This window comes from Arthrobacter sp. 147(2020) (assembly GCF_013116715.1).
Taxonomy (GTDB): domain Bacteria; phylum Actinomycetota; class Actinomycetes; order Actinomycetales; family Micrococcaceae; genus Arthrobacter_D.
Map to the genome: position 1 here is coordinate 207,143 of NZ_JABFOM010000002.1, position 18,326 is coordinate 225,468.

General features: G+C 66.5%; 20 protein-coding genes. 12 read left to right on the top strand and 8 right to left on the bottom strand.

What is annotated here, in order from left to right; all coding sequences use genetic code 11:
* Positions 1–2: 2 nt before the first annotated feature.
* A complete protein-coding gene (mtrA, locus tag HMI58_RS03185) occupies positions 3–680 on the bottom strand; it encodes an MtrAB system response regulator MtrA (protein WP_171584106.1) in 678 nt (225 codons plus the stop codon).
* A gap of 153 nt (positions 681–833) precedes the next feature.
* Between mtrA and HMI58_RS03190 the strand changes: the two genes are divergently transcribed.
* Genes HMI58_RS03190 through HMI58_RS03220 form a run of 7 tightly spaced genes read left to right on the top strand, consistent with a single transcriptional unit; the run spans position 834 to position 8,045 of the window.
* Positions 834–2,147, top strand: a complete 1,314-nt coding sequence (locus HMI58_RS03190; protein ID WP_171618119.1) for a glycerophosphoryl diester phosphodiesterase membrane domain-containing protein — start codon at positions 834–836, stop codon at positions 2,145–2,147.
* A 17-nt stretch (positions 2,148–2,164) separates the two neighbouring features.
* Positions 2,165–2,851 carry a DUF4129 domain-containing protein gene (locus tag HMI58_RS03195; RefSeq protein ID WP_171618120.1) on the top strand — a complete coding sequence of 229 codons (687 nt, stop codon included), beginning with the start codon at positions 2,165–2,167 and terminating at the stop codon, positions 2,849–2,851.
* Positions 2,851–4,053, top strand: coding sequence for a DUF4350 domain-containing protein (locus HMI58_RS03200; protein ID WP_171618121.1), 1,203 nt, complete (start codon positions 2,851–2,853; stop codon positions 4,051–4,053). The genes HMI58_RS03195 and HMI58_RS03200 overlap by 1 nt, the downstream gene beginning before the upstream one ends.
* The gene (locus HMI58_RS03205; RefSeq protein ID WP_171584102.1) at positions 4,050–5,051 is read left to right on the top strand and encodes a MoxR family ATPase; all 1,002 of its coding nucleotides are present in this window, start codon (positions 4,050–4,052) and stop codon (positions 5,049–5,051) included. Before HMI58_RS03200 ends, HMI58_RS03205 begins: the two co-directional genes overlap by 4 nt.
* 15 nt (positions 5,052–5,066) lie before the next feature.
* Positions 5,067–6,359 carry a DUF58 domain-containing protein gene (locus HMI58_RS03210; RefSeq protein ID WP_171618122.1) on the top strand — a complete coding sequence of 431 codons (1,293 nt, stop codon included), beginning with the start codon at positions 5,067–5,069 and terminating at the stop codon, positions 6,357–6,359.
* A gap of 2 nt (positions 6,360–6,361) precedes the next feature.
* Positions 6,362–7,372: a phosphotransferase gene (locus HMI58_RS03215; RefSeq protein WP_171618123.1), complete on the top strand. Its 1,011-nt coding sequence runs from the start codon at positions 6,362–6,364 to the stop codon at positions 7,370–7,372.
* 1 nt (position 7,373) lies between these two features.
* Positions 7,374–8,045: a DUF4166 domain-containing protein gene (locus HMI58_RS03220; RefSeq protein ID WP_171618124.1), complete on the top strand. Its 672-nt coding sequence runs from the start codon at positions 7,374–7,376 to the stop codon at positions 8,043–8,045.
* On the opposite strand, the gene HMI58_RS03225 is transcribed toward HMI58_RS03220, so the two are convergent.
* The 5 genes from HMI58_RS03225 to HMI58_RS03245 all read right to left on the bottom strand — a co-directional run bounded on the left by HMI58_RS03225 (position 8,042) and on the right by HMI58_RS03245 (position 12,485).
* Positions 8,042–9,067 carry a hypothetical protein gene (locus HMI58_RS03225; protein WP_171618125.1) on the bottom strand — a complete coding sequence of 342 codons (1,026 nt, stop codon included), beginning with the start codon at positions 9,065–9,067 and terminating at the stop codon, positions 8,042–8,044. The genes HMI58_RS03220 and HMI58_RS03225 overlap by 4 nt on opposite strands.
* Positions 9,057–9,431: a chorismate mutase gene (locus HMI58_RS03230; protein ID WP_171584097.1), complete on the bottom strand. Its 375-nt coding sequence runs from the start codon at positions 9,429–9,431 to the stop codon at positions 9,057–9,059. The genes HMI58_RS03225 and HMI58_RS03230 overlap by 11 nt, the downstream gene beginning before the upstream one ends.
* Before the next feature lie 53 nt (positions 9,432–9,484).
* Entirely contained in the window at positions 9,485–10,624 is a 1,140-nt protein-coding gene (gene mnmA / locus HMI58_RS03235) for a tRNA 2-thiouridine(34) synthase MnmA (protein ID WP_171584096.1), read from the bottom strand.
* 10 nt (positions 10,625–10,634) lie between these two features.
* Positions 10,635–11,846 (bottom strand): cysteine desulfurase family protein, encoded by a 1,212-nt coding sequence (locus HMI58_RS03240; protein ID WP_171618126.1) that lies wholly within the window; start codon positions 11,844–11,846, stop codon positions 10,635–10,637.
* Between the two features lie 66 nt (positions 11,847–11,912).
* Positions 11,913–12,485, bottom strand: a complete 573-nt coding sequence (locus HMI58_RS03245; protein ID WP_171618127.1) for a pentapeptide repeat-containing protein — start codon at positions 12,483–12,485, stop codon at positions 11,913–11,915.
* Between the two features lie 128 nt (positions 12,486–12,613).
* Here HMI58_RS03245 and HMI58_RS03250 point away from each other — a divergent pair, with 128 nt between their 5' ends.
* The 5 genes from HMI58_RS03250 (at position 12,614) to HMI58_RS03270 (ending at position 16,568) form a co-directional block, all read left to right on the top strand.
* Positions 12,614–13,564 carry a J domain-containing protein gene (locus tag HMI58_RS03250; protein WP_171618128.1) on the top strand — a complete coding sequence of 317 codons (951 nt, stop codon included), beginning with the start codon at positions 12,614–12,616 and terminating at the stop codon, positions 13,562–13,564.
* A 9-nt stretch (positions 13,565–13,573) separates the two neighbouring features.
* The gene (locus HMI58_RS03255; RefSeq protein WP_171584092.1) at positions 13,574–14,041 is read left to right on the top strand and encodes a tRNA (cytidine(34)-2'-O)-methyltransferase; all 468 of its coding nucleotides are present in this window, start codon (positions 13,574–13,576) and stop codon (positions 14,039–14,041) included.
* A gap of 24 nt (positions 14,042–14,065) precedes the next feature.
* Entirely contained in the window at positions 14,066–14,872 is an 807-nt protein-coding gene (locus HMI58_RS03260; RefSeq protein WP_171618129.1) for a class I SAM-dependent methyltransferase, read from the top strand.
* 249 nt (positions 14,873–15,121) lie between these two features.
* Positions 15,122–15,736 carry an ECF RNA polymerase sigma factor SigK gene (gene sigK, locus HMI58_RS03265; RefSeq protein WP_205207832.1) on the top strand — a complete coding sequence of 205 codons (615 nt, stop codon included), beginning with the start codon at positions 15,122–15,124 and terminating at the stop codon, positions 15,734–15,736.
* Between the two features lie 16 nt (positions 15,737–15,752).
* Positions 15,753–16,568, top strand: a complete 816-nt coding sequence (locus tag HMI58_RS03270; RefSeq protein ID WP_225667859.1) for an anti-sigma factor — start codon at positions 15,753–15,755, stop codon at positions 16,566–16,568.
* A gap of 25 nt (positions 16,569–16,593) precedes the next feature.
* Here the strand turns inward: HMI58_RS03270 and HMI58_RS03275 are convergent, their stop codons facing one another.
* Positions 16,594–17,352, bottom strand: a complete 759-nt coding sequence (locus tag HMI58_RS03275) for a PIG-L deacetylase family protein (protein ID WP_171618131.1) — start codon at positions 17,350–17,352, stop codon at positions 16,594–16,596.
* A gap of 5 nt (positions 17,353–17,357) precedes the next feature.
* Entirely contained in the window at positions 17,358–18,305 is a 948-nt protein-coding gene (locus HMI58_RS03280) for an electron transfer flavoprotein subunit alpha/FixB family protein (RefSeq protein ID WP_171618132.1), read from the bottom strand.
* Positions 18,306–18,326 lie beyond the last annotated feature (21 nt).

The window sequence follows — 18,326 nt, forward strand, 5'->3', positions numbered from 1 at the left end:
ACTTACCCCTGTCCTGCCTTGTATCCGACGCCGCGGACCGTCAGCACAATCTCAGGTGCCTCGGGGTCGCGCTCGATCTTCGACCTCAGCCGCTGCACATGAACGTTAACGAGCCGCGTGTCAGCGGCGTGCCGGTAACCCCAGACCTGCTCCAGCAACAGTTCACGGGTGAAGACCTGCCACGGTTTGCGCGCCAGCGCCACGAGCAGGTCGAACTCCAGCGGTGTCAGTGAAATACGGTCCCCTGCACGGACCACCGAATGGCCCGCGACGTCAATGGTGACCTCGCCGATCCGCAGCGTTTCCGGGGCCTTCTGATCCCCTGGCCGGAGCCGGGCCCGGACACGGGCCACCAGTTCGGCCGGTTTGAAAGGCTTGGGAACGTAGTCGTCAGCTCCGGATTCGAGGCCCCGCACAATGTCGGAGGTGTCGGATTTAGCCGTCAGCATGACTATGGGCAGGTCAGACTCATTGCGGATCTGCCGGCACACCTCAATCCCGTCGATCCCGGGCAGCATCAGATCGAGCAGCACCAGGTCGGGCTTGGAACTCCTGAAGATTTCCAGCGCCTGGGAGCCGTCGGCGCAGAACACCGGGTCGAACCCGTCGTTGCGCAGTACGATGCCGATCATCTCGGCCAGAGCTTCGTCGTCGTCGACGACCAGAATGCGTGCCTTCATATCTCCATAGTCCCCCATTGTGACGGCAATGTTGAACTGCCGGGGACTGTCCGCGCGCCCCACCGGGAGGACAGTTCCCTCAACACCCCTCCTTTGTAACTATAGTTTTAGTAAACGGGTTCACAAGTGGAACGATCGTTCCGGGGGGACAGGATGAGCAACAATCCGCACGATAGTGAACCAGGCGACCAGGCGCGGGACAACGCGCCCGACGGTCAGCTGCCGCCGCCCCCTGGTCCACAGCCCCAGTGGGGCCAGAACGCTCAGTGGGGCGGAGAATCCCAGTGGGGCCAGCAGTCCGGTGCCGCGCAGGGCGGAGAACCCCAGTGGGGCCAACAGTCCGGTCCCGCGCAGGGCGGACAGCCCCAGTGGGGAGCACCAGCACCCTGGCAGGGCATCCCGCATGGCCAGTTCCGCGGCTACCAGGCTCCCCCCAAGCCGGGGATCATTCCGCTCCGGCCCCTAGGCCTGGGGGAAATCCTCGATGGCGCATTCCAGGCCTGCCGCAAGAACCCTCTCGCGACCTTTGGCACAGCGATCCTTTTTCAGGTGGTTATTTCAGTCCTGACCCTGCTACTCACCGTCGGGCTGGTCGGCTCGGTCGCCCAGCTGGATCCCAACAACCCCTCGATGGATCAGGTGACCGGGCTTGCGGCATCCGCAATTTCGGTGGGCACCGCGCTCGTGGTCCTGAGCAGCGTGGGTGTGCTCATCCTCCAGGGGGTACTGGTCATCCCGATCGCGCGGGCGGTGTTGAACGAGCGGACCAGCTTCATACAGCTGTGGAAGCTGGCTGCCCGGCGCATCCTCCCGCTGCTTGGACTTGGGTTCCTGCTGCTGCTGATCATTGTCGTCGGCCTGGGTCTGCTGGTGGCGGTCGCCGTCCTCCTGGCCGCAACACTCGGCCAGGATTCCATCTGGCTCATCGTGCTCGGGTTCCTGGCCTCACTGGCCGCAATCGTCTGGCTCAGCATCAAGTTTGTGCTCGCACCCGCCGTGCTGATGCTGGAAGGCGCCGGGCCGATCACCTCCCTGCGCCGGTCCTGGACCCTGACCGGCCGGAACTGGTGGCGCACGTTCGGGATCCTGATCCTCACCAGCATCATCGTCTCAATCATCACCTCGGTGATTTCCACCCCACTGAGCCTGCTCGCAACCCAGTTCGTGTCCTTCAGCGACTCCCCCACGGAATTGGGCGAGGACCTGATGAATTCGCTGCCCGTCCTGATTCTGGCCCAGCTGATCACCGCGGTGTTCGGCGCCATCGGCTACGCCTTCCAGGCAGGCGTGACCGCCCTGCTCTACGTGGACCTGCGCATCAGGCGTGAGGGATTCGATGTCGTGCTGCTGCGCGAGCACGAGGAAGCCACCGCTGGCAGGTTCACCCCGATTCCGGGCCAGTCCGCCAACCCTGGCGGCCAGCAGTTCGGCCACCAGCCCGGCAATCCACCCAGCAACGGCGTCTAGGCCAGGCCGCCGCAACCATGCCCACCCCACCCGTGCCCACCGTCATGCCCCTGTCTGGTCACAGCCCAGTGGTGCCCGACGACGACGAGGCGCGCCGGTGGCTGGTCGACGAACTGGCCAGAGGCCCCTACCAGGAGGCCGAGCCGAACATCGTTGAGCGGATCATCGCCGCCATTCTCGAGTGGCTGGGCTCGCTCCTCGCGGGACTCCGGCCGCTGGAGGCGGGTCCCGGCACGCTGCTGCTCGCCCTGGGCGCGGCGGTAGTCATTGCCGCAGCCGTCTGGCTGGTCCGTCCGCGCCTGAACGCGCGGCGCAACGTCGACAGCGGTGGAGTGTTCGCCGGTGACACAGTGCGCACTGCGCTCGAACACCGGGAGCTAGCAGACAGCGCTGCAGCGTCGAAGGATTGGGACACGGCGCTGACCGAGCGGCTCCGCGCCGTGATCCGATCGGCTGAGGAGCGGGGGATCATCGACAGCCAGCCCGGTCGTACTGCTGGCGAGACCGCTGTGCAGCTCCGGACGGCCTTCGGGCCTCCTGCCGAGGAAACCAGCTGGCTGGCCGACCGGTTCGACGAGGTCCACTACGGCAGCCAAGCCGCTGATGCCCCGGACTACCAGCGCGCCACCGCCATCGATGACTTGCTCACGACCACCTCACCCGCCGCGCAACGGCACACACCCGAGCTGATGGCACCCCGCTGATGGCCGAGCAGCTAACCCATGACCCAGCGACCGAGGTAGTAGGCGACGGCGGCAGCGCCTCCGGGACCGCGCGCACCCGGTTCCGCCGATTCGCCCCCTGGCTGGCCCTCGGGCTCCTCCTGGTTCTGGTCGTCGTGCTCGGATTCTTCGGCCGGTCAGGGCAGGACGGAACCGCCCTCTCGCCGGTGAACCCGGCGCCAGCTGGTGCCATGGCACTCGCTGAGGTGCTCTCGGACCGCGGCGTCGACGTAGTTCAGGCCGAATCGCTGGAAGCCGCCGAGGCCTCAGTCACCGAAGGGGCCACCCTGCTGCTCCACGACCCCGACTCCTGGTTGAGCGCCGACCAGCTGAGCCAGCTGAGCGGGATCGCCGACCGGCTGGTCCTTGTCGAACCCACCACAATCATGCTGTCCGAACTCGCGCCCACCATCCGTCAGGCGGGCCTGATCCCCGCTGCCGAGGCGGACGTAGCGCTTCCCGCGGCCTGCCAGGTCACGGATGCCACCGCCGCCGGTGCCATCACTGCCGGTGGCTTCGCCTACCGGGGGGACCTGATCTGTTTCCCGCCGACCTCTGCCCAGGGGGGTCCGCCATCGGGATCCTACGCCGCGACGGCAGCGCAGGATGTCGTGGCGCTCGGCAATGGAGCTATTCTCAGCAACGAGTCCATCGACCGGGAGGGCAATGCGGCGCTCGCGCTCCGCACCCTGGGCGCTACCCCGGTCTTGGTCTGGTACCAGCCGACCCCCGCGGACCTGGCCCCCACCGACGCGCTGGTCGACCCCCTGAACCTGCTGCCCGGGTGGGTGAATCCGGTGATGCTCTGGCTCCTTGCCACGGCGCTGCTGGCAGTGCTGTGGCGTGGGCGTCGGCTCGGTCCGCTGGTGGCCGAGCCACTGCCTGTGGTGGTTCGTGCCGCCGAGACCGCTGAGGGACGGGCACGCCTCTACCAGGACTCATCCTCCCTGGACCGCGCTGCCGCAAACCTGCGCGCCGCCACCCTCCTCCGTCTGGCCTTACGGCTACGCCTGCCAGCGACCAGCTCGGTGACCGAGGTGGTGGACGCGGCCGCGCGGCATTCGGACCGAAGTCCTGCTGACCTCGACAAACTTCTCCGCACCGATGCACCAGCCTCCGACGCGCACCTGGTGCGTTGGAGCCAAGACCTTGACTCCCTAGAGAAAGAGATTGACGCGAGATGAGCCAGCAGTTCCCAGACCATCAGGACTCTCCGGTTGCTACCGACGTTGCCGGTTCGGAGCGTCAGGCCCTGCTGAATGTGCGTGCCGAAGTGGCCAAGGTGATTGTTGGCCAGGACGCCGCAGTGACCGGGATGTTGATTGCCCTCCTTGCCAACGGGCACGTCCTGCTCGAAGGGGTGCCCGGTGTCGCAAAAACCCTGCTGGTCAGGACCCTGTCGGCGGCTCTCAGCCTGGACACGAAGCGCGTCCAGTTCACCCCCGACCTCATGCCCGGCGATGTCACTGGCTCCCTCATCTATGAGGCCCAGAACTCGAAGTTCACCTTCCGGGAGGGCCCGGTGTTCACGAATATCCTGCTGGCCGACGAAATCAACCGGACCCCACCCAAAACCCAGGCGTCGCTGCTCGAAGCCATGGAGGAACGCCAGGTGTCGGTCGACGGAGTGTCGCGTTCCCTGCCCGATCCGTTCATCGTCGCTGCCACCCAGAACCCGGTGGAGTACGAGGGGACCTATCCGCTGCCGGAGGCCCAGCTCGACCGATTCCTGTTGAAGCTCACCCTGTCGGTGCCGGACCGGGACGACGAGATCGAGGTGATCCGCCGTCACAGCATCGGGTTTGACCCCCGGCAGCTCGGCGCCGCAGGGGTCAGCGCCGTCGCCTCCGCAACTGACCTGGCAAGTGCCCGCCGGTCGGTGGCAGCGGTCGCGATCGCCCCCGAAGTGATCGCCTACATCGTCGACGTGGTGCGGGCCACCCGCACCGCCCCGTCGTTCCAGCTGGGTGTATCCCCGCGGGGTGCCACCGCCCTGCTGAACACTGCACGGGCGTGGGCCTGGCTTTCGGGGCGGACCTTCGTCACCCCCGACGACGTCAAAGCGCTCACCCTCCCCGCGCTGCGGCACCGCGTGTCGATGCGCCCCGAAGCACAGATGGACGGCGTCGAGGTGGACGACGTTCTGCTGAGCATCCTCGCGACCGTTCCCGTCCCCCGCTAAGGTTCCGGCCCCAGCATGAGCATCACCGGACGTTTCGTCCTCGTTGCGTTCCTCGGAACGCTTCCCGTCGCGCTGTATCCCGGCGCGACTTCCATCCTGCTCTGGGCGGCCTGCCTCCTGGGCGCCGCTACCCTTGATCTGGCACTCGCTGCATCGCCCCGACGGCAGGGGCTCAGCCGGTCGGTGCCGGACACGGTGCGCCTCACCGAGGCCTGCGCCAGCACTCTCACAATCCGCAACTACTCGCGGAGACCGCTGCATGCGCAGGTCCGCGAGGGGTGGCAGCCGTCGGCGGGTGCTACCGACCCTGTCCAGCGGGTATCAGTCCCCGGGGGAGAGTCACGGCAGGTCCGGGTCCGGATGGTCCCGGAACGCCGGGGCCACCTGCGGGTAGAGCATGTGACAATCCGCAGTTTCGGCCCGCTGGGCCTCGCGGCCAGGCAGCTCAGCATTCCTGCCCCGGGCCTGCTCCGCGTCCTTCCTCCGTTCCACTCCAAACGCCATCTGCCCTCCAAACTGCGCCGGCTTCGAGAACTCGACGGCCGCGCCGCGGTCCAGATCCGCGGCGCCGGAACCGAATTCGATTCCCTGCGGGACTATGTGAGGGGCGACGACGTCCGCTCCATCGACTGGCGTGCCACCGCCCGCCGCCGTGACACGGTGGTGCGTACCTGGCGCCCTGAACGTGACCGCCGGGTGGTGATCGTTCTGGACACGTCCCGCACCTCGGCGGCCCGGATCAACGACGAGCCCCGGTTGGATACGTCGATGGAGGCTGCGCTGCTGTTGGCCGTACTGGCCCAGCGCGGTGGCGACCGAGTGGATTTCCTTGCGTTTGACCGCCGTCCCCGCGCCCGGGTGGCTTCGGCGGCAAAGGGAAACCTGCTGAACTCCCTGGTCAAGGCCATGGCTCCGCTGGAAGCCGAACTGATCGAAGCGGACTGGTCACGGATACCTTCCCAGGTGCGCGCCATCTCGTCGCACCGATCCCTGGTGGTGCTGCTGACCTCCCTCGATTCGGGGTCGGTGGAGGAGGGCCTCCTCCCCGTCCTGGCGGAGCTTACGTCCCAGCACGTGGTGGTGGTTGCCTCGGTCCGCGACCCGCGGCTGGACGAAATGCGGTCAGAACGCCAGTCAGCCTCCGACGTGTACCGGGCGGCAGCCGCCGAGCGCGCCCTGCTCGACCGGGCAGCCGTGAAATCACAGTTCCGCCAACTCGGGACCGAGGTGGTCGACGCACCCCCACACGAGCTGCCTCCCCAGCTGGCCGACATGTACATCCGGCTCAAAGCGGCGGGTCGGCTGTGACCGTGCCCCGCGACACGATGGCGGGTATCGACTACACGCAAACCTCACGTCGCCCCGCGTGGGCTGCCCTACCCGCGCCAGTCCGTGACCGGATCTCCAGTGAGCTGCGGGCTCATGTGGACCTCGTGGAACCGGCCGGTGGCGGCTTCACCAACGGTTTCGCAGCGGTGGTGTCCGGCGGGACGCAGCGTCTGTTCGTCAAGGCGGCGCCCGCGACCGACGCCTCCATCTTTGCTGCCTACGTGCGCGAAGCCGAGGTCCTCAGGGCGCTTCCGACCGGACTGCCTGTGCCGCTGCTGCATTCCGCCGATCTGGTCCAGGCTGGAGGGATCCAATGGCAGCTGCTCTGCTTTGAGGCGGTGGATGGCCGTATGCCGGGGCAGCCATGGACCGTCACCGATCTCAGCGCCGTCCACCAGTCCCTGCTGACGGTTCAATCCGGTCTGCGGCGGCTGCCACCCGGACTCTCCGGTAGCTCAATGGTCGATGAATTCTTCGGCGCTGGGTCCCCGGCCGACGTCATCGATTGCTGGGGGCGCGACGGTGGACTCCCCTCTTATCTCCCCCCGCTGACCGGACAGCGGATGTCGGAACTGAAGGCGCTGACCCTGCTGGGTCGCGAGGCCCTCGCCGGGGATTCGGTACTGCACAATGACCTTCGGGCGGACAACATCATCATCCGCCACCCGAGAGGGCACCCGGGTGAGCCTGCCGCAGTGTTCTGTGACTGGAACTTCCTGTCTACCGGTCCTGCCTGGGCCGACTGGGTGGCACTGTTGGTGTATCCGCGCCATGCCGGGGTCGACGTCGACCCCTGGCTCACTGAATCGCCACTCAGTGCCGACGCCCACCCTGACCATATTGATTCCTGGCTGGCGGTTCTTGCCGCCCTGATGGTGACCAGTGGGGCGCAACCGGAGCTGCCGACCAGTCCCCTGTTGCGGGCCCACCAACGATTTACCGCACGGATCCTGATCGAGTGGATCAGCGAACGACGACTCTGGGAGCCCTAACATGCAATCCATCTATCAGCGTGCCCTTGGCACCGACTTTGACCGTCTTCAACCTGAACTCCAGGCGTATTTCAGCCTTCACTCAGGCGCCGGGAAGGCCGGCCTCGGCACCGGCACCTTTGATGTGGCGGGCTGTCCTGCCTGGTTCGCCCGGCCCGCATTCAGGCTGGCGGCGGCGGAGAACTCGTTCTTCCCCGAATACGGAACCAATGTCCCCTTCACCATCACCAACTACCCGCACACGGATCCCTTCGGCCGCGAATCCTTGACCGCCCGGCGGACCATCCAGTTCGAGGACACCGCAAGAATTTTCGAGGACACCTCCTCCGAGGAGAACGGCCAGTTGCTTGACTACGTGGGGGCGCACCGGCTGACGCTCACCGACCTCACCTGCTCCGTCACTGCTGAAGGCCGGATGCGGATGGTTTCCAACCGGACCCGCGTGTTCGCTGGCCCGGTGCGGCTGGCGGTGCCCGACGTCGTCGGCGCAACCGCCTACATGGAGCAGTGGTGGGATGAGGCGTCCGCCAGGTTCAGGATCCAGACCCGGGTGGTTCAGCGCCAACTCGGCACCCTCCTGGTGTATGCGGGGGCCTTCGACTACCAGCTGGTCGATTTTGACGGCGTACTGCCAGCCGAGGCTGAACCGCGGCGCTGGGAGCGGCGCAGCTAGTTTCCTGCCATCTCCTGGTTCAGGGCGTCGGCGGTCTGGGTCAGCCTGCTCAGGATGGTCCCGGCCGCGGACGGGGACACGCTCTCGAGTCCTGAATCAGGGGTGAGCCGCACCTGCGCCAGCCGGCTGAGGGGCAGGCCGAGTTGACGCCACGGGGTCAGGACGGTGGCGGCGAGGGTGGAGACTGTCCGCAGCCGGCGGGGCTCCGGAACAATGCCCGCCCACAGTTCGCCACCGGCTTCGAGATGTCCCGCGAGTTGCTCCCACTGCGCCATCTTCAGCCCCGTCAGTGGAACCGCCACCGCGCTAAGGGTGCTCATACCAAGGACGTCAAGTGGTGCACGGTCCGCCGGGAAGGTCACTGCCACGGTGCCCACGCCGACGGCACGCACCGCCTCCGCCACCGCGTCCCAGGCATCCGACACCTCCTGATCCGGTACCGCGCGCAGGGTTCGGTAGCCACTCGCCGTCGGGATGCCGCCCACGAGGATGTCGGCGATCTCCGGTTCGTCAAGTTGCAGGTGGATCCTTGTTCCGGGAGCCAGCGCCTGAACCCGGCTGACCGTCTCCGCTGCCCCGACGGCCAGGGAGTCCCTGATCTCCCGGCGGGCACCATGGTCGAGCAGCGCGCGTTCGCCGCCGTGCAGGTGAAGGTTGGCGGCCAGGGACAGCGGCCCCCGAAGATGGATCTTCAGCGCCGGTGCCGGGTCGGACTCGGCACCGATCACATCACCGAGTACGTTCAGATCGGTCGAGAGTGCTGACACCGCCCGCCGGTGATCCTTCCCGGGACGGTCCACGAGCCGCCACCCATGGGGCTGCAGATCAACCGGCAGCTCCACCAGGATGGCGGCGGTCCGCCCGACGGGGTCGCTGCCTACTCCGCGGTGGGGCAGCGATACCAGGTGAGGTAGATGCGGTCCGCCGAGTTCGCCCCGGACCACGCGGGTCGCCTCCAGCGGGTCGGTGCCCGGCCAGTCGCCGAGCGCCGTCGCCGTGACCTGTGGGGCGTCAGGCGCCACCGGTGCCCTCCGACGGGCGGCGGTTCTCGGACAGCGCCTGATGGTGCCGGATCACCTCGGAAATGATGAAGTTGAGGAACTTCTCGGCGAAGGCCGGGTCGAGGTTGGCCTCCTCGGCGAGCGCACGGAGCCGGGTGATCTGAGCCGCTTCCCGATCCGGATCACCGGCAGGCAGCTGGTGCTCGGCTTTGAGGACCCCCACCCGCTGGGTGGCCTTGAACCGTTCGGCCAGGAGGTAGACGAGTGTCGCATCAATGTTGTCGATGCTGCTCCGCACCGACAACAGTTCCGCCATTACCTCGGGTTGTACCTGCCCGGCCAGTGAGCTTGCCGCCGGGTCGTAGCTGCTGGTCGATTCAGTCATAACCCAAGTCAAGCACCCGGTGCGGACCGCCGACTAATCCGGCGACGACACAATCAATGAGCGGGTTGCAGCTCCGGGCGTTCCAGGGACCGGGCGGAGTCGAGCGTCGCCTGCCCCAGGACCCGGGTGCCCTGGTACAGCACCACCGTCTGGCCGGGCGCCACGCCGCGCATCGGTTCGTTCAGCCGGACCACGAGTTCGGCCTGCCCGTCGGCGTCGTCCTCCATCCAGGCCACAGCATCCACGGGGTCGCCGTGGGCGCGGACCTGAGCCATGCAGTCAAACTCGCCGCCGTTCACGACGGCGTCAATCGGCAGCCCTGCCCAGGAGACCTTGATTCCCCGGAGCTGATCGACGGCCAGCATCCGTTCAGGGCCGACCACCACCTTGTTCTCCTTGGGCCGGATTTCCAGCACGAAGCGCGGCTTGCCGTCGTCAGCAGGGGTTCCGAGCTTCAGGCCTCGGCGCTGTCCCACGGTGAAGGCGTTGGCTCCCGGATGGGTTCCCACCTGTTCACCGTCGGTGTCCACGATGGCGCCCTCGGTCATCTCGATCCGCTCGGCGAGCCAGCCCCGGGTATCGCCGTCCGGGATGAAACAGATGTCGTGGCTGTCCGGCTTGTTCGCCACCGACAGCCCGCGGCGTTCCGCCTCGGCCCTTACCTCGGCCTTCGACGGGGTCTCGGCGAGCGGAAACATCGAATGCTTCAGCTGCTCATGTGTCAGGACACCCAGCACGTAGGACTGGTCCTTGGCCCAGTCAGCTGCCCGGTGCAGCTCACGGTTGCCGTCGCTGTCCTCGATCACCTTCGCGTAGTGGCCGGTGCAGACAGCGTCGAAGCCCAGGGCCAGCGCCTTTTCCAGCAGCGCAGCGAACTTGATCCGTTCGTTGCAGCGCATGCACGGGTTGGGGGTGCGGCCCGCCGCGTATTCGGCAATGAAGTCGTCGACGACGTCTTCCTTGAACCGTTCGGAGAAGTCCCATACGTAGTAGGGGATCCCGAGGATGTCACAGGCGCGCCAGGCGTCCCGGGAGTCCTCGATCGTGCAGCATCCCCGGCTACCGGTGCGGAGGGTTCCGGGCATGCGGGACAGGGCCAGGTGGACCCCGACGACGTCGTGCCCCGCCTCAACGGCGCGTGCTGCGGCAACGGCGGAGTCGACTCCGCCGCTCATTGCTGCGAGTACCTTCATGAGTATTCCTTCACAATCGAAATCCTGTGCCAGCTGTCTGGATGCTTGATGCGTGGGAGGCCATCCCGGCCTGACGTGCCCGTTGGTAGGCCTCGGGCAGGGCCGCTCCAAGAGCATCAACGTCCGCGGCGCTCGAGGTATGCCCCAGGGAGAAGCGTTGGGCGCCCCTGGCCTCCGCTTCGGAGAGCCCCATCGCCAGCAGGACGTGCGACGGTCGGGGAACCCCTGCGGTGCAGGCCGACCCGGTGGAGCTCTCCACCCCTGCCAGATCAAGCAGGAACAATAGCGAGTCACCCTCACAGCCAGGGAAGGTGAAGTGGGCGTTGCCGGGGAGCCGCTGGGTGCGATGCCCCCGCAGCACGGCGTCAGGCACTGCTGCCTCGACCACGCTGATCAGCCGATCCCGCAGGGTGGCGATGCGGTCGGACTCTTCGGGGAGGTTGCCAGTAACGTCTGAGGCTGCGGCGGCAAACGCTGAAATACCGGCGGCGTCGAGGGTCCCCGACCGGATGTCCCGCTCCTGCCCGCCGCCGTGCTGGACCGGGGTGAGCTTCACTGCCCGTCCGACGCACAGGGCGCCAACGCCGACCGGGCCGCCAATCTTGTGGGCGCTGACGGCCATCGTGGCCAGACCCGATTCGGCGAACGACACGGGAAGGGAGCCGAAGGCCTGGACAGCGTCCGAGTGGACGGGGATGCCGTGCGCTGCCGCGGCGGCGGTGATGAGCCGGATCGGCTGGACCGTTCCCACCTCATTGTTGGCCCACATGACGGTGATCAGGGCAATCGACGAGGGGTCGTCGTCGAGCTCGGACTGGAGTGCGTTCAGGGACACGATTCCGTCGGCGTCCACGGGCAGCCAGGTGACGACGGCGTCCTCGTGTCGGGCCAGCCACTCGACAGTGTCCTGGACGGCTGGGTGTTCGATCGTTGAGCACAGGATCCTGCGCCGGCGTGGGTCAGCTGCCCGTCGGGCCCAGTAAAGGCCTTTGACCGCGAGATTGTCCGCCTCGGTGCCGCCCGAGGTGAAGATGATCTCCGACGGGTGCGCTCCGGCAGCGGTCGCGAGGGTTTCGCGGGAGTCCTCCACGACCCTGCGGGCACGACGGCCTGAGCCGTGCAGCGACGATGGGTTGCCGCTACGGCTGAGTTCAGTGGTGAGTGCGGCGAGCGCGGGCGCCGACAGGGGCGTGGTCGCCGCGTGGTCTAGATACACGGGCATCGGTCAATTCTAGCTGCTTCGGCCCGACACTTCACTTTGGCGTCGGGGGACGAGGGAACGCCTGTGCTACCGGATGACCGCGCCGAGCGCCTCGGCGATCGTCATGGCCTGCGCAACGTCGATCACCGCGCCCCTGAATTGCACATTCTCCATCGACAGCTCACCGAGCTCGCTTCCCCGCAGGTCCGTGTCCCGGAGGCGGGCGCCAGCCCAGTCAACGTTTGAGAGTCGACAGTTCCGCAGTGCTGCCTTGGTGAGGTTGGCTCCGGTGAAATCCGCCTCGGTCAGTGTCACCTCAGTGAACTCGGCCGAGGACAGGTCGGCCCGTACCAGCGATACATAGGACCAGTTGCCGCCCGTGACCTTCAGCGGTACCAGTGAGGAGTTGGTGAAGGTGCTGCCGGTGAGCCGGCAGCCGTCAAACGTGGAATCAAAGAAGCTGCACGATTCGAAGCGGCACCCATCGAACGCTCCCTCCGCGTGGGTAGAGACGTTGAACTTGATATTGCGAAAAACACAGTTGCTGAACGTTGACCCTGTGCTGCGCATTTCGGTGAAGTCGCAGTCCATGAAGGTCGTCCCCGCGTAGTCTTCACGGTCGAGTACTTTCCCGTACCAATCCTCGCCACTGATCACCATCCCCCGATGCTACCGAACCCATTGGCCTCCTCCGCCGTTGAAGGAGGAGCAGGCATTTGGTTGGGAGCTACGGATACGTCTACAGTCTTGCCCTGATGCGCAAGCCCCACCGAAGATGAAAGGCACCCATGGCGACCCCGTCCGACCGGACCTACTACGCCGTTCTCGGGCTGTCACGGGATGCCACCGCCAAACAGGTGAAGGACGCCTACCGCCGGGCTGCCCGGTCGACACACCCGGACGCTGGAGGCAGCGCCGAACAGTTCCACGACGTGGCTGTCGCGTACGAGACCCTCGCGGATCCCGAACGACGCCGCCGCTACGACCAGGGGCTGGGCGGCAGCGCCACGGGCCGCGACAAGCCTGCTCCGCGCCCACCGTCCCGCACCTCTGCCACGGCACCCGGCGCTCCGGCGGGCGACGACGAGGCCTTCCAGCGGCCGGCGGTCTACGAGCCGCCCTTCTCTCCCCAACAGCCACCGGTAATCCCCCTGACGCTTGCGGGCAGCCAGGTGCATGGCACCGCCCGGCAGCCCGGATTCCTCGCGCGCCTCGGATCCAACGGCGGTTCACGGTACGACGGCGAACGCCGCACCTCCGCGCTCCTGGAGCACCATTTCCTTCAGGGCTTTCCCGCGGCGCGTCTGGTTAATGGGCTACGTTTCGGGGACGACGCCGGCACCGAAGCCGGGCACGCGGTCCTGGCCGGCTACCGGTTGGCCGTCATCGACTCGCTGCTCGCCCCTCCGGGCAACTACCGGTGGGACGGTGCTGCGCTGCGCCGCAACGGCAAGATCGCCGGAGAGGTGCGCATCATCGAATCCGTGCGGCGCGTGCAGGACCTCTTCCCCGAGTGCAACGTCCAGGCGTGGCTCGTGCTGCACGGCGCGGAGGGCAACCCGTTCGAGCCCATCGTTGACTACCCACCGTCCCTGGACAAGTCAGCAGTGACGGCAGTCCATGTCGCCAACCCTGGAACCCTCCTGCGGGAGCTCCGGAAGTTCCTGGGTGGCGGACCCCAGCCGTATGTGGTGCAGCTCCCGGTGCTGGGCCGACTGTTGAAGTACGCCGAGCGCTAGGATTGAAAAGTGTTCCGCATCCTTTTTTATACTCCCGAGATCCCGGGCAATACCGGCAACGCCATCCGTCTTGCGGCGGTGACGGGTGCCGAGTTGCACCTGGTGGAACCCCTCGGCTTCAACTTTGATGATGCGAAGCTCCGCCGCGCGGGGCTCGACTACCACGATCTAGCGGTGCTCCGGGTGCATCAGGACCTTGAGAGCGCCTGGGAGGCGCTCTCCCCCGACCGGGTGTTCGCTTTCACCGCGGACGGTGAGACCTCCTACGCCGACATTTCGTATCAGGCTTCCGACGTGCTGTTGTTCGGGCCCGAGTCCGTGGGACTCCCGACGGACGTGAAACACGACCCGCGGGTTACGGCCCGGGTCAGGTTGCCCATGCTCCCCACCCGGCGGTCGCTCAACCTCGCCAATTCGGCGTCAATCGTTCTCTATGAGGCCTGGCGGCAGCACAGCTTTAGCGGCGCCGGCAGCTGATCCGCACCCCCACAAGGAGCCACCATGCCACCACGCCATGCCGAAGATGTGTCTGAGACCGGCGCCGAGGACTTTGAACGTCTTGCCCCAGCCCTGTGGAACCCGATGGGGAACGCTGTCGCGGCCGCGGCCGACATCGTCCTGGGTGACCGGGTGCTTGACGTCTACTGCGGCAGCGGGGCGAGCACCATCCCTGCCGCACAGTTCGCGGGTCCGGATTCAGAGGTGGACGCCCTTGACCCGTCGTCGTCCCTGCTGGACCTGGCGCGGGCGAAAGCCGAGGCGATGAGCCTGACACAAATCCGGTTCCACGCCGCCGAACTGGCTGAGTGGACCACTGCAGCTCCCTACGATGTGGTGCTTTGCTGCTACGGGCTGCCCCGCTTTCCGGACATGGCGGTCGCCACCACCGAGCTGGCCGGGCTGCTGCGGCCCGGCGGGCGGATCGCTTTGAGCACCTGGGACACGGGCGCGCACTCCGAGTTCCGGCAGATCCTGCAGGAAGCCTGCTCGGCGGAGGTACCGCCCGAGGGTGAGGCCCTGCTGGAGCGGGAGCTGGCCAACATGGAACAGTTGGCCTCCGCCGAGCGGCTGGGCGAGTGGTTACTGGCCAACGGTTTCAGCACGGCAGGCGTGGACTCTGTACCCCTTGAGGTACCCCTCGATGAGGAATCGGCCTGGTCGCTCGTGCATGGTTCGCTCTTCCGCCACCTCCTCCCCCAGGATCCCGCAGCGATCCAACGGATCCGGAGCGGATTTCTTGACCGGCTGGGAACGGGTTACGTTCTCGATGCCCGTTCCCTCGTCGCCGTTGCCGAGACCGCCGAATAGGGCTGGCGGAAGATCTCCCGCTGGCCTCTCCCATCCCCCGTGGCGTCAGCTCCGAATTATTCATGACAGCAAATGCTGATCCGCCTGGGCTGGGCAGTCAACGTCCCGGATGGTGAGGTGACTGTCCTCGGACACAGGATCAGGACGGTGGGACGGATGAGCGGGTACACGGGGGGCACTACCGATTTGCTCCGTACCAGGCGGTCGCCTGTTCGGAATCGTGGACGGGGCGCTTTATGCTTGGAGTATATGGAAACGCCACGAGCCAGCAGGATTACCTCAGCAGGTTCATCAGCGAGTGGATTCGCCGTTGAACCCACCGCAGCCACCCTCACCGATCTTCTGCTGCGGGTGGCTGCCAAAGATCAGGAAGCGTTCGCCGCGTTCTACGCGCAGACTTCGCGCCGCGTGTATGGTCTGGCCCGCAGGGTCCTGATCGACCCGGAGCTGAGTGAGGACACCACCCAGGAGGTCTACCTTCAGGTCTGGAATATTGCGGACCGGTTCCGGCCGGAGATGGGCACCCCCATGGCGTGGCTGATGACCCTGACCCACCGGCGGGCCGTCGACAAGGTCCGGTCGGAGCAGAGTTCCACCGACCGGGAAGCCCGCTACGGGGCGGCGATGCAGGAGATCGATCACGACAACGTCGTGGACACGGTCACGCAGCGTCTCGAAGCGGAGACCGTGGTGAAATGCCTTGACACGCTCACCGACACCCAGCAGGAGTCAGTGAAACTCGCCTACTACGGGGGCCTGACCTACCGTGAGGTCGCTGAGAAGCTCGGCGTGGCAGTACCAACCATCAAATCGAGGATCCGTGACGGATTACTCCGACTCAAAACCTGTTTGGGGGTGAACTGAGATGCAGGACAACTCAATGTTTGACGAATCGACAGCGGACCTTCGGCAGGATCTGGAGGGTGGCCGCGCACTTGAGTGGGCTGAAATGTACGCCCTGGACGCGCTCAGCGATCCCGAGCGGACGGTCCTTGAGGCGCATCTGGCCGCCGCTGACGCCCCGGAGCGCGAAGCCTTCGACGATCGCGTCCGCTCGGCCAGGGAAACCCTGGCGCGGGCCTACGCCGTCGACGACGTCGAGCCACCCGCCGCTCTGCTCGACCGTATCCTTTCCCAGCTGCCCGCCAGCCTGGCTGCTCCCCGAGTGCAGGGGGCCCCACCGCATACAGCCGAGACTCCAGGCACGACTGACGATCTGGCCGCCCGCAGGGAGTCCAGGCAGCGCAAATCCCGTCCCGTGGGACGCTGGCTGGTTGCCGCCGCCGCAGCCGTGGTGATCGCGGTCGGCGGAGTCAGTGTTGTACAAAACCTTCAACAGACCTCCGTCGAGCAGGAAGTGCTGCAGGCACAGGACCTCCAGTCGGAGACGTTTACCATCCCCGCCGGCGGCACGGCCGAGCTCAAATTCTCCCGAGCCGAGGACGCAGCAGTGATTACGCTCAGAGAGGTGCCCGCTCCCCCTGCCGGGAAGGTGTACCAGATGTGGCGCGTACCCACCGATGGCTCTGCCCCGGTATCAATCAGCACCATGACCGGTGAGGACGTCGAAGATTCGCTGGTAACCACAGTCGAAGGGGTCGGCTCGTCGATGGGCTTCGCGATTACCGTCGAACCCGATGGCGGGTCTGAACAGCCCACTCTTCCGCTGGTCGCTGAGATTCCCCTCGAAGCCTAAGCTTCCGGCCTGCTGGGATGGGTGGCTAGAATCCGGCGATGGTCTGCTCGGAGTTGACCGGGACCACTTGAAAGACCTCGGCGCTGCGTCCAGGGGCCAGCCCCCCGCGCGCAGCGTTGGCCTGGAGCATCTGACGGACCACTTCATCCATCCGGCTGGCGTCGGGGTGCTGGCTGCCATGAAAATGCAGGGCGCGCAGTTTGTCCTCCACCTTGTCGGTGATGTCCACGAAGTGGTTTTCCAGCTGTGTCGGGCCCGCGTAGAACCACAACCAGGACACCCGATGGCTTGCCAGACCGGCGGCTTCCAGTTCGGGGAAGGCATAGGGGTTCTCCGCGGCGGGGTATACCGCCCGGGTGACGGCTTCGCCGCAGGCGAGGTGGTCCGGGTGGCTCTTCTGGATCCGGTCCCAGTTTCGTTCGGGGTGCATCGACATCACGACGTCGGGACGCACCCTGCGGATGACCTCGACCACCCGTTTGATGACGTCGGTTGATGGTTCGAGGTAGCCGTCCAGCTCCCCCAGGTAATGGATATCCTGGACGCCAACCTGCCGGGCCGCAGCTATCTGCTCGCTCCGGCGAAGCTCGACCATGGTGTCCCGTTGCGCCGCGTCAAAACCACCGGCGTCGCCGTCGGTCATGATGCAGTACTGTACCTGCACGCCCGCGGCCGTCCACTGCGCCACCGTTCCAGCGGCACCGAAGTCGATGTCGTCGGGGTGGGCCGCGAAACACAGGACGCTGGTGATCCGGTGGCGGTCCGGGTCAAAGATCGCTGACACGTTGATCAGGACCTGCGCTTGATGATCTCGGCGGTGGCCTGGGGAAGCACCTTGAAGAGGTCGCCGACGACCCCGAAGTCAGCAATTTCGAACACTGGGGAGTCTGCGTCCTTATTGACGGCAATGATGACCTTAGCGGTCTGCATGCCGGCCTTCTGCTGGATGGCACCCGAGATACCCGCCGAAATGTAGAGCTGCGGCGACACGGTCTTCCCTGTCTGCCCGACCTGCGCGGAATGTTCGATCCAGCCGGCGTCGGTGGCCGCACGGGACGCCCCGACGGCACCGCCGAGAGCGTCCGCAAGCTCCTCCACCGGAGTGAAGTCACCGTCCACTCCCCGTCCACCGGCCACGATCACCCGGGCCTCGGTCAGCTCGGGCCGCCCGCTGGCGGCCTTCGCGGTGCGTCCTGTAATCCGGGCCGCTCGTGCCGGCATCGCCGAGTCGACGGTCACAACCTCGGGGGCCCCGCCGTCGCCCGCAGGTGCAACGTCGACAGTGTTTGCCTTGACCGTGATCAAGGGCGTTCCGGTGATGACTTTCGCCTCGACCGCGTACGAACCGGCCAGCACTGACTTGGTGACAGAAAAGTCCTCGCCGATCGCGACGGCGTCGGTGATCACCCCAGAGGTCAGCTGGACACCTGCTCGCGCCGCGATCTCCTTGGCCTCAAAGCTGTTCCCCAGGAGGACTGCCGATGGTGAACTCGCCCGGACGGTGGCCGCGAGGAACGCGGCCTTGCCTGCGACAAGGAACTCCCCGACATCGGCCGAGGAAGGCCGATAGATGGTTCGCACCCCCCGCGCGCCCAGTTCCTGCGCGACCGCTTCATTGAGGTCACCGAGGAAGGCGACGGCTGCGCCGCCGAGACCGGAGGCAATGGTGAGCAGCTCGCGATGGCTTTTGTGCAGGGCTTCGCCGGGCTGATCAATCAGTACAAGAACGGTGGCCATTACGCTGGCTCCTTTGCGCTA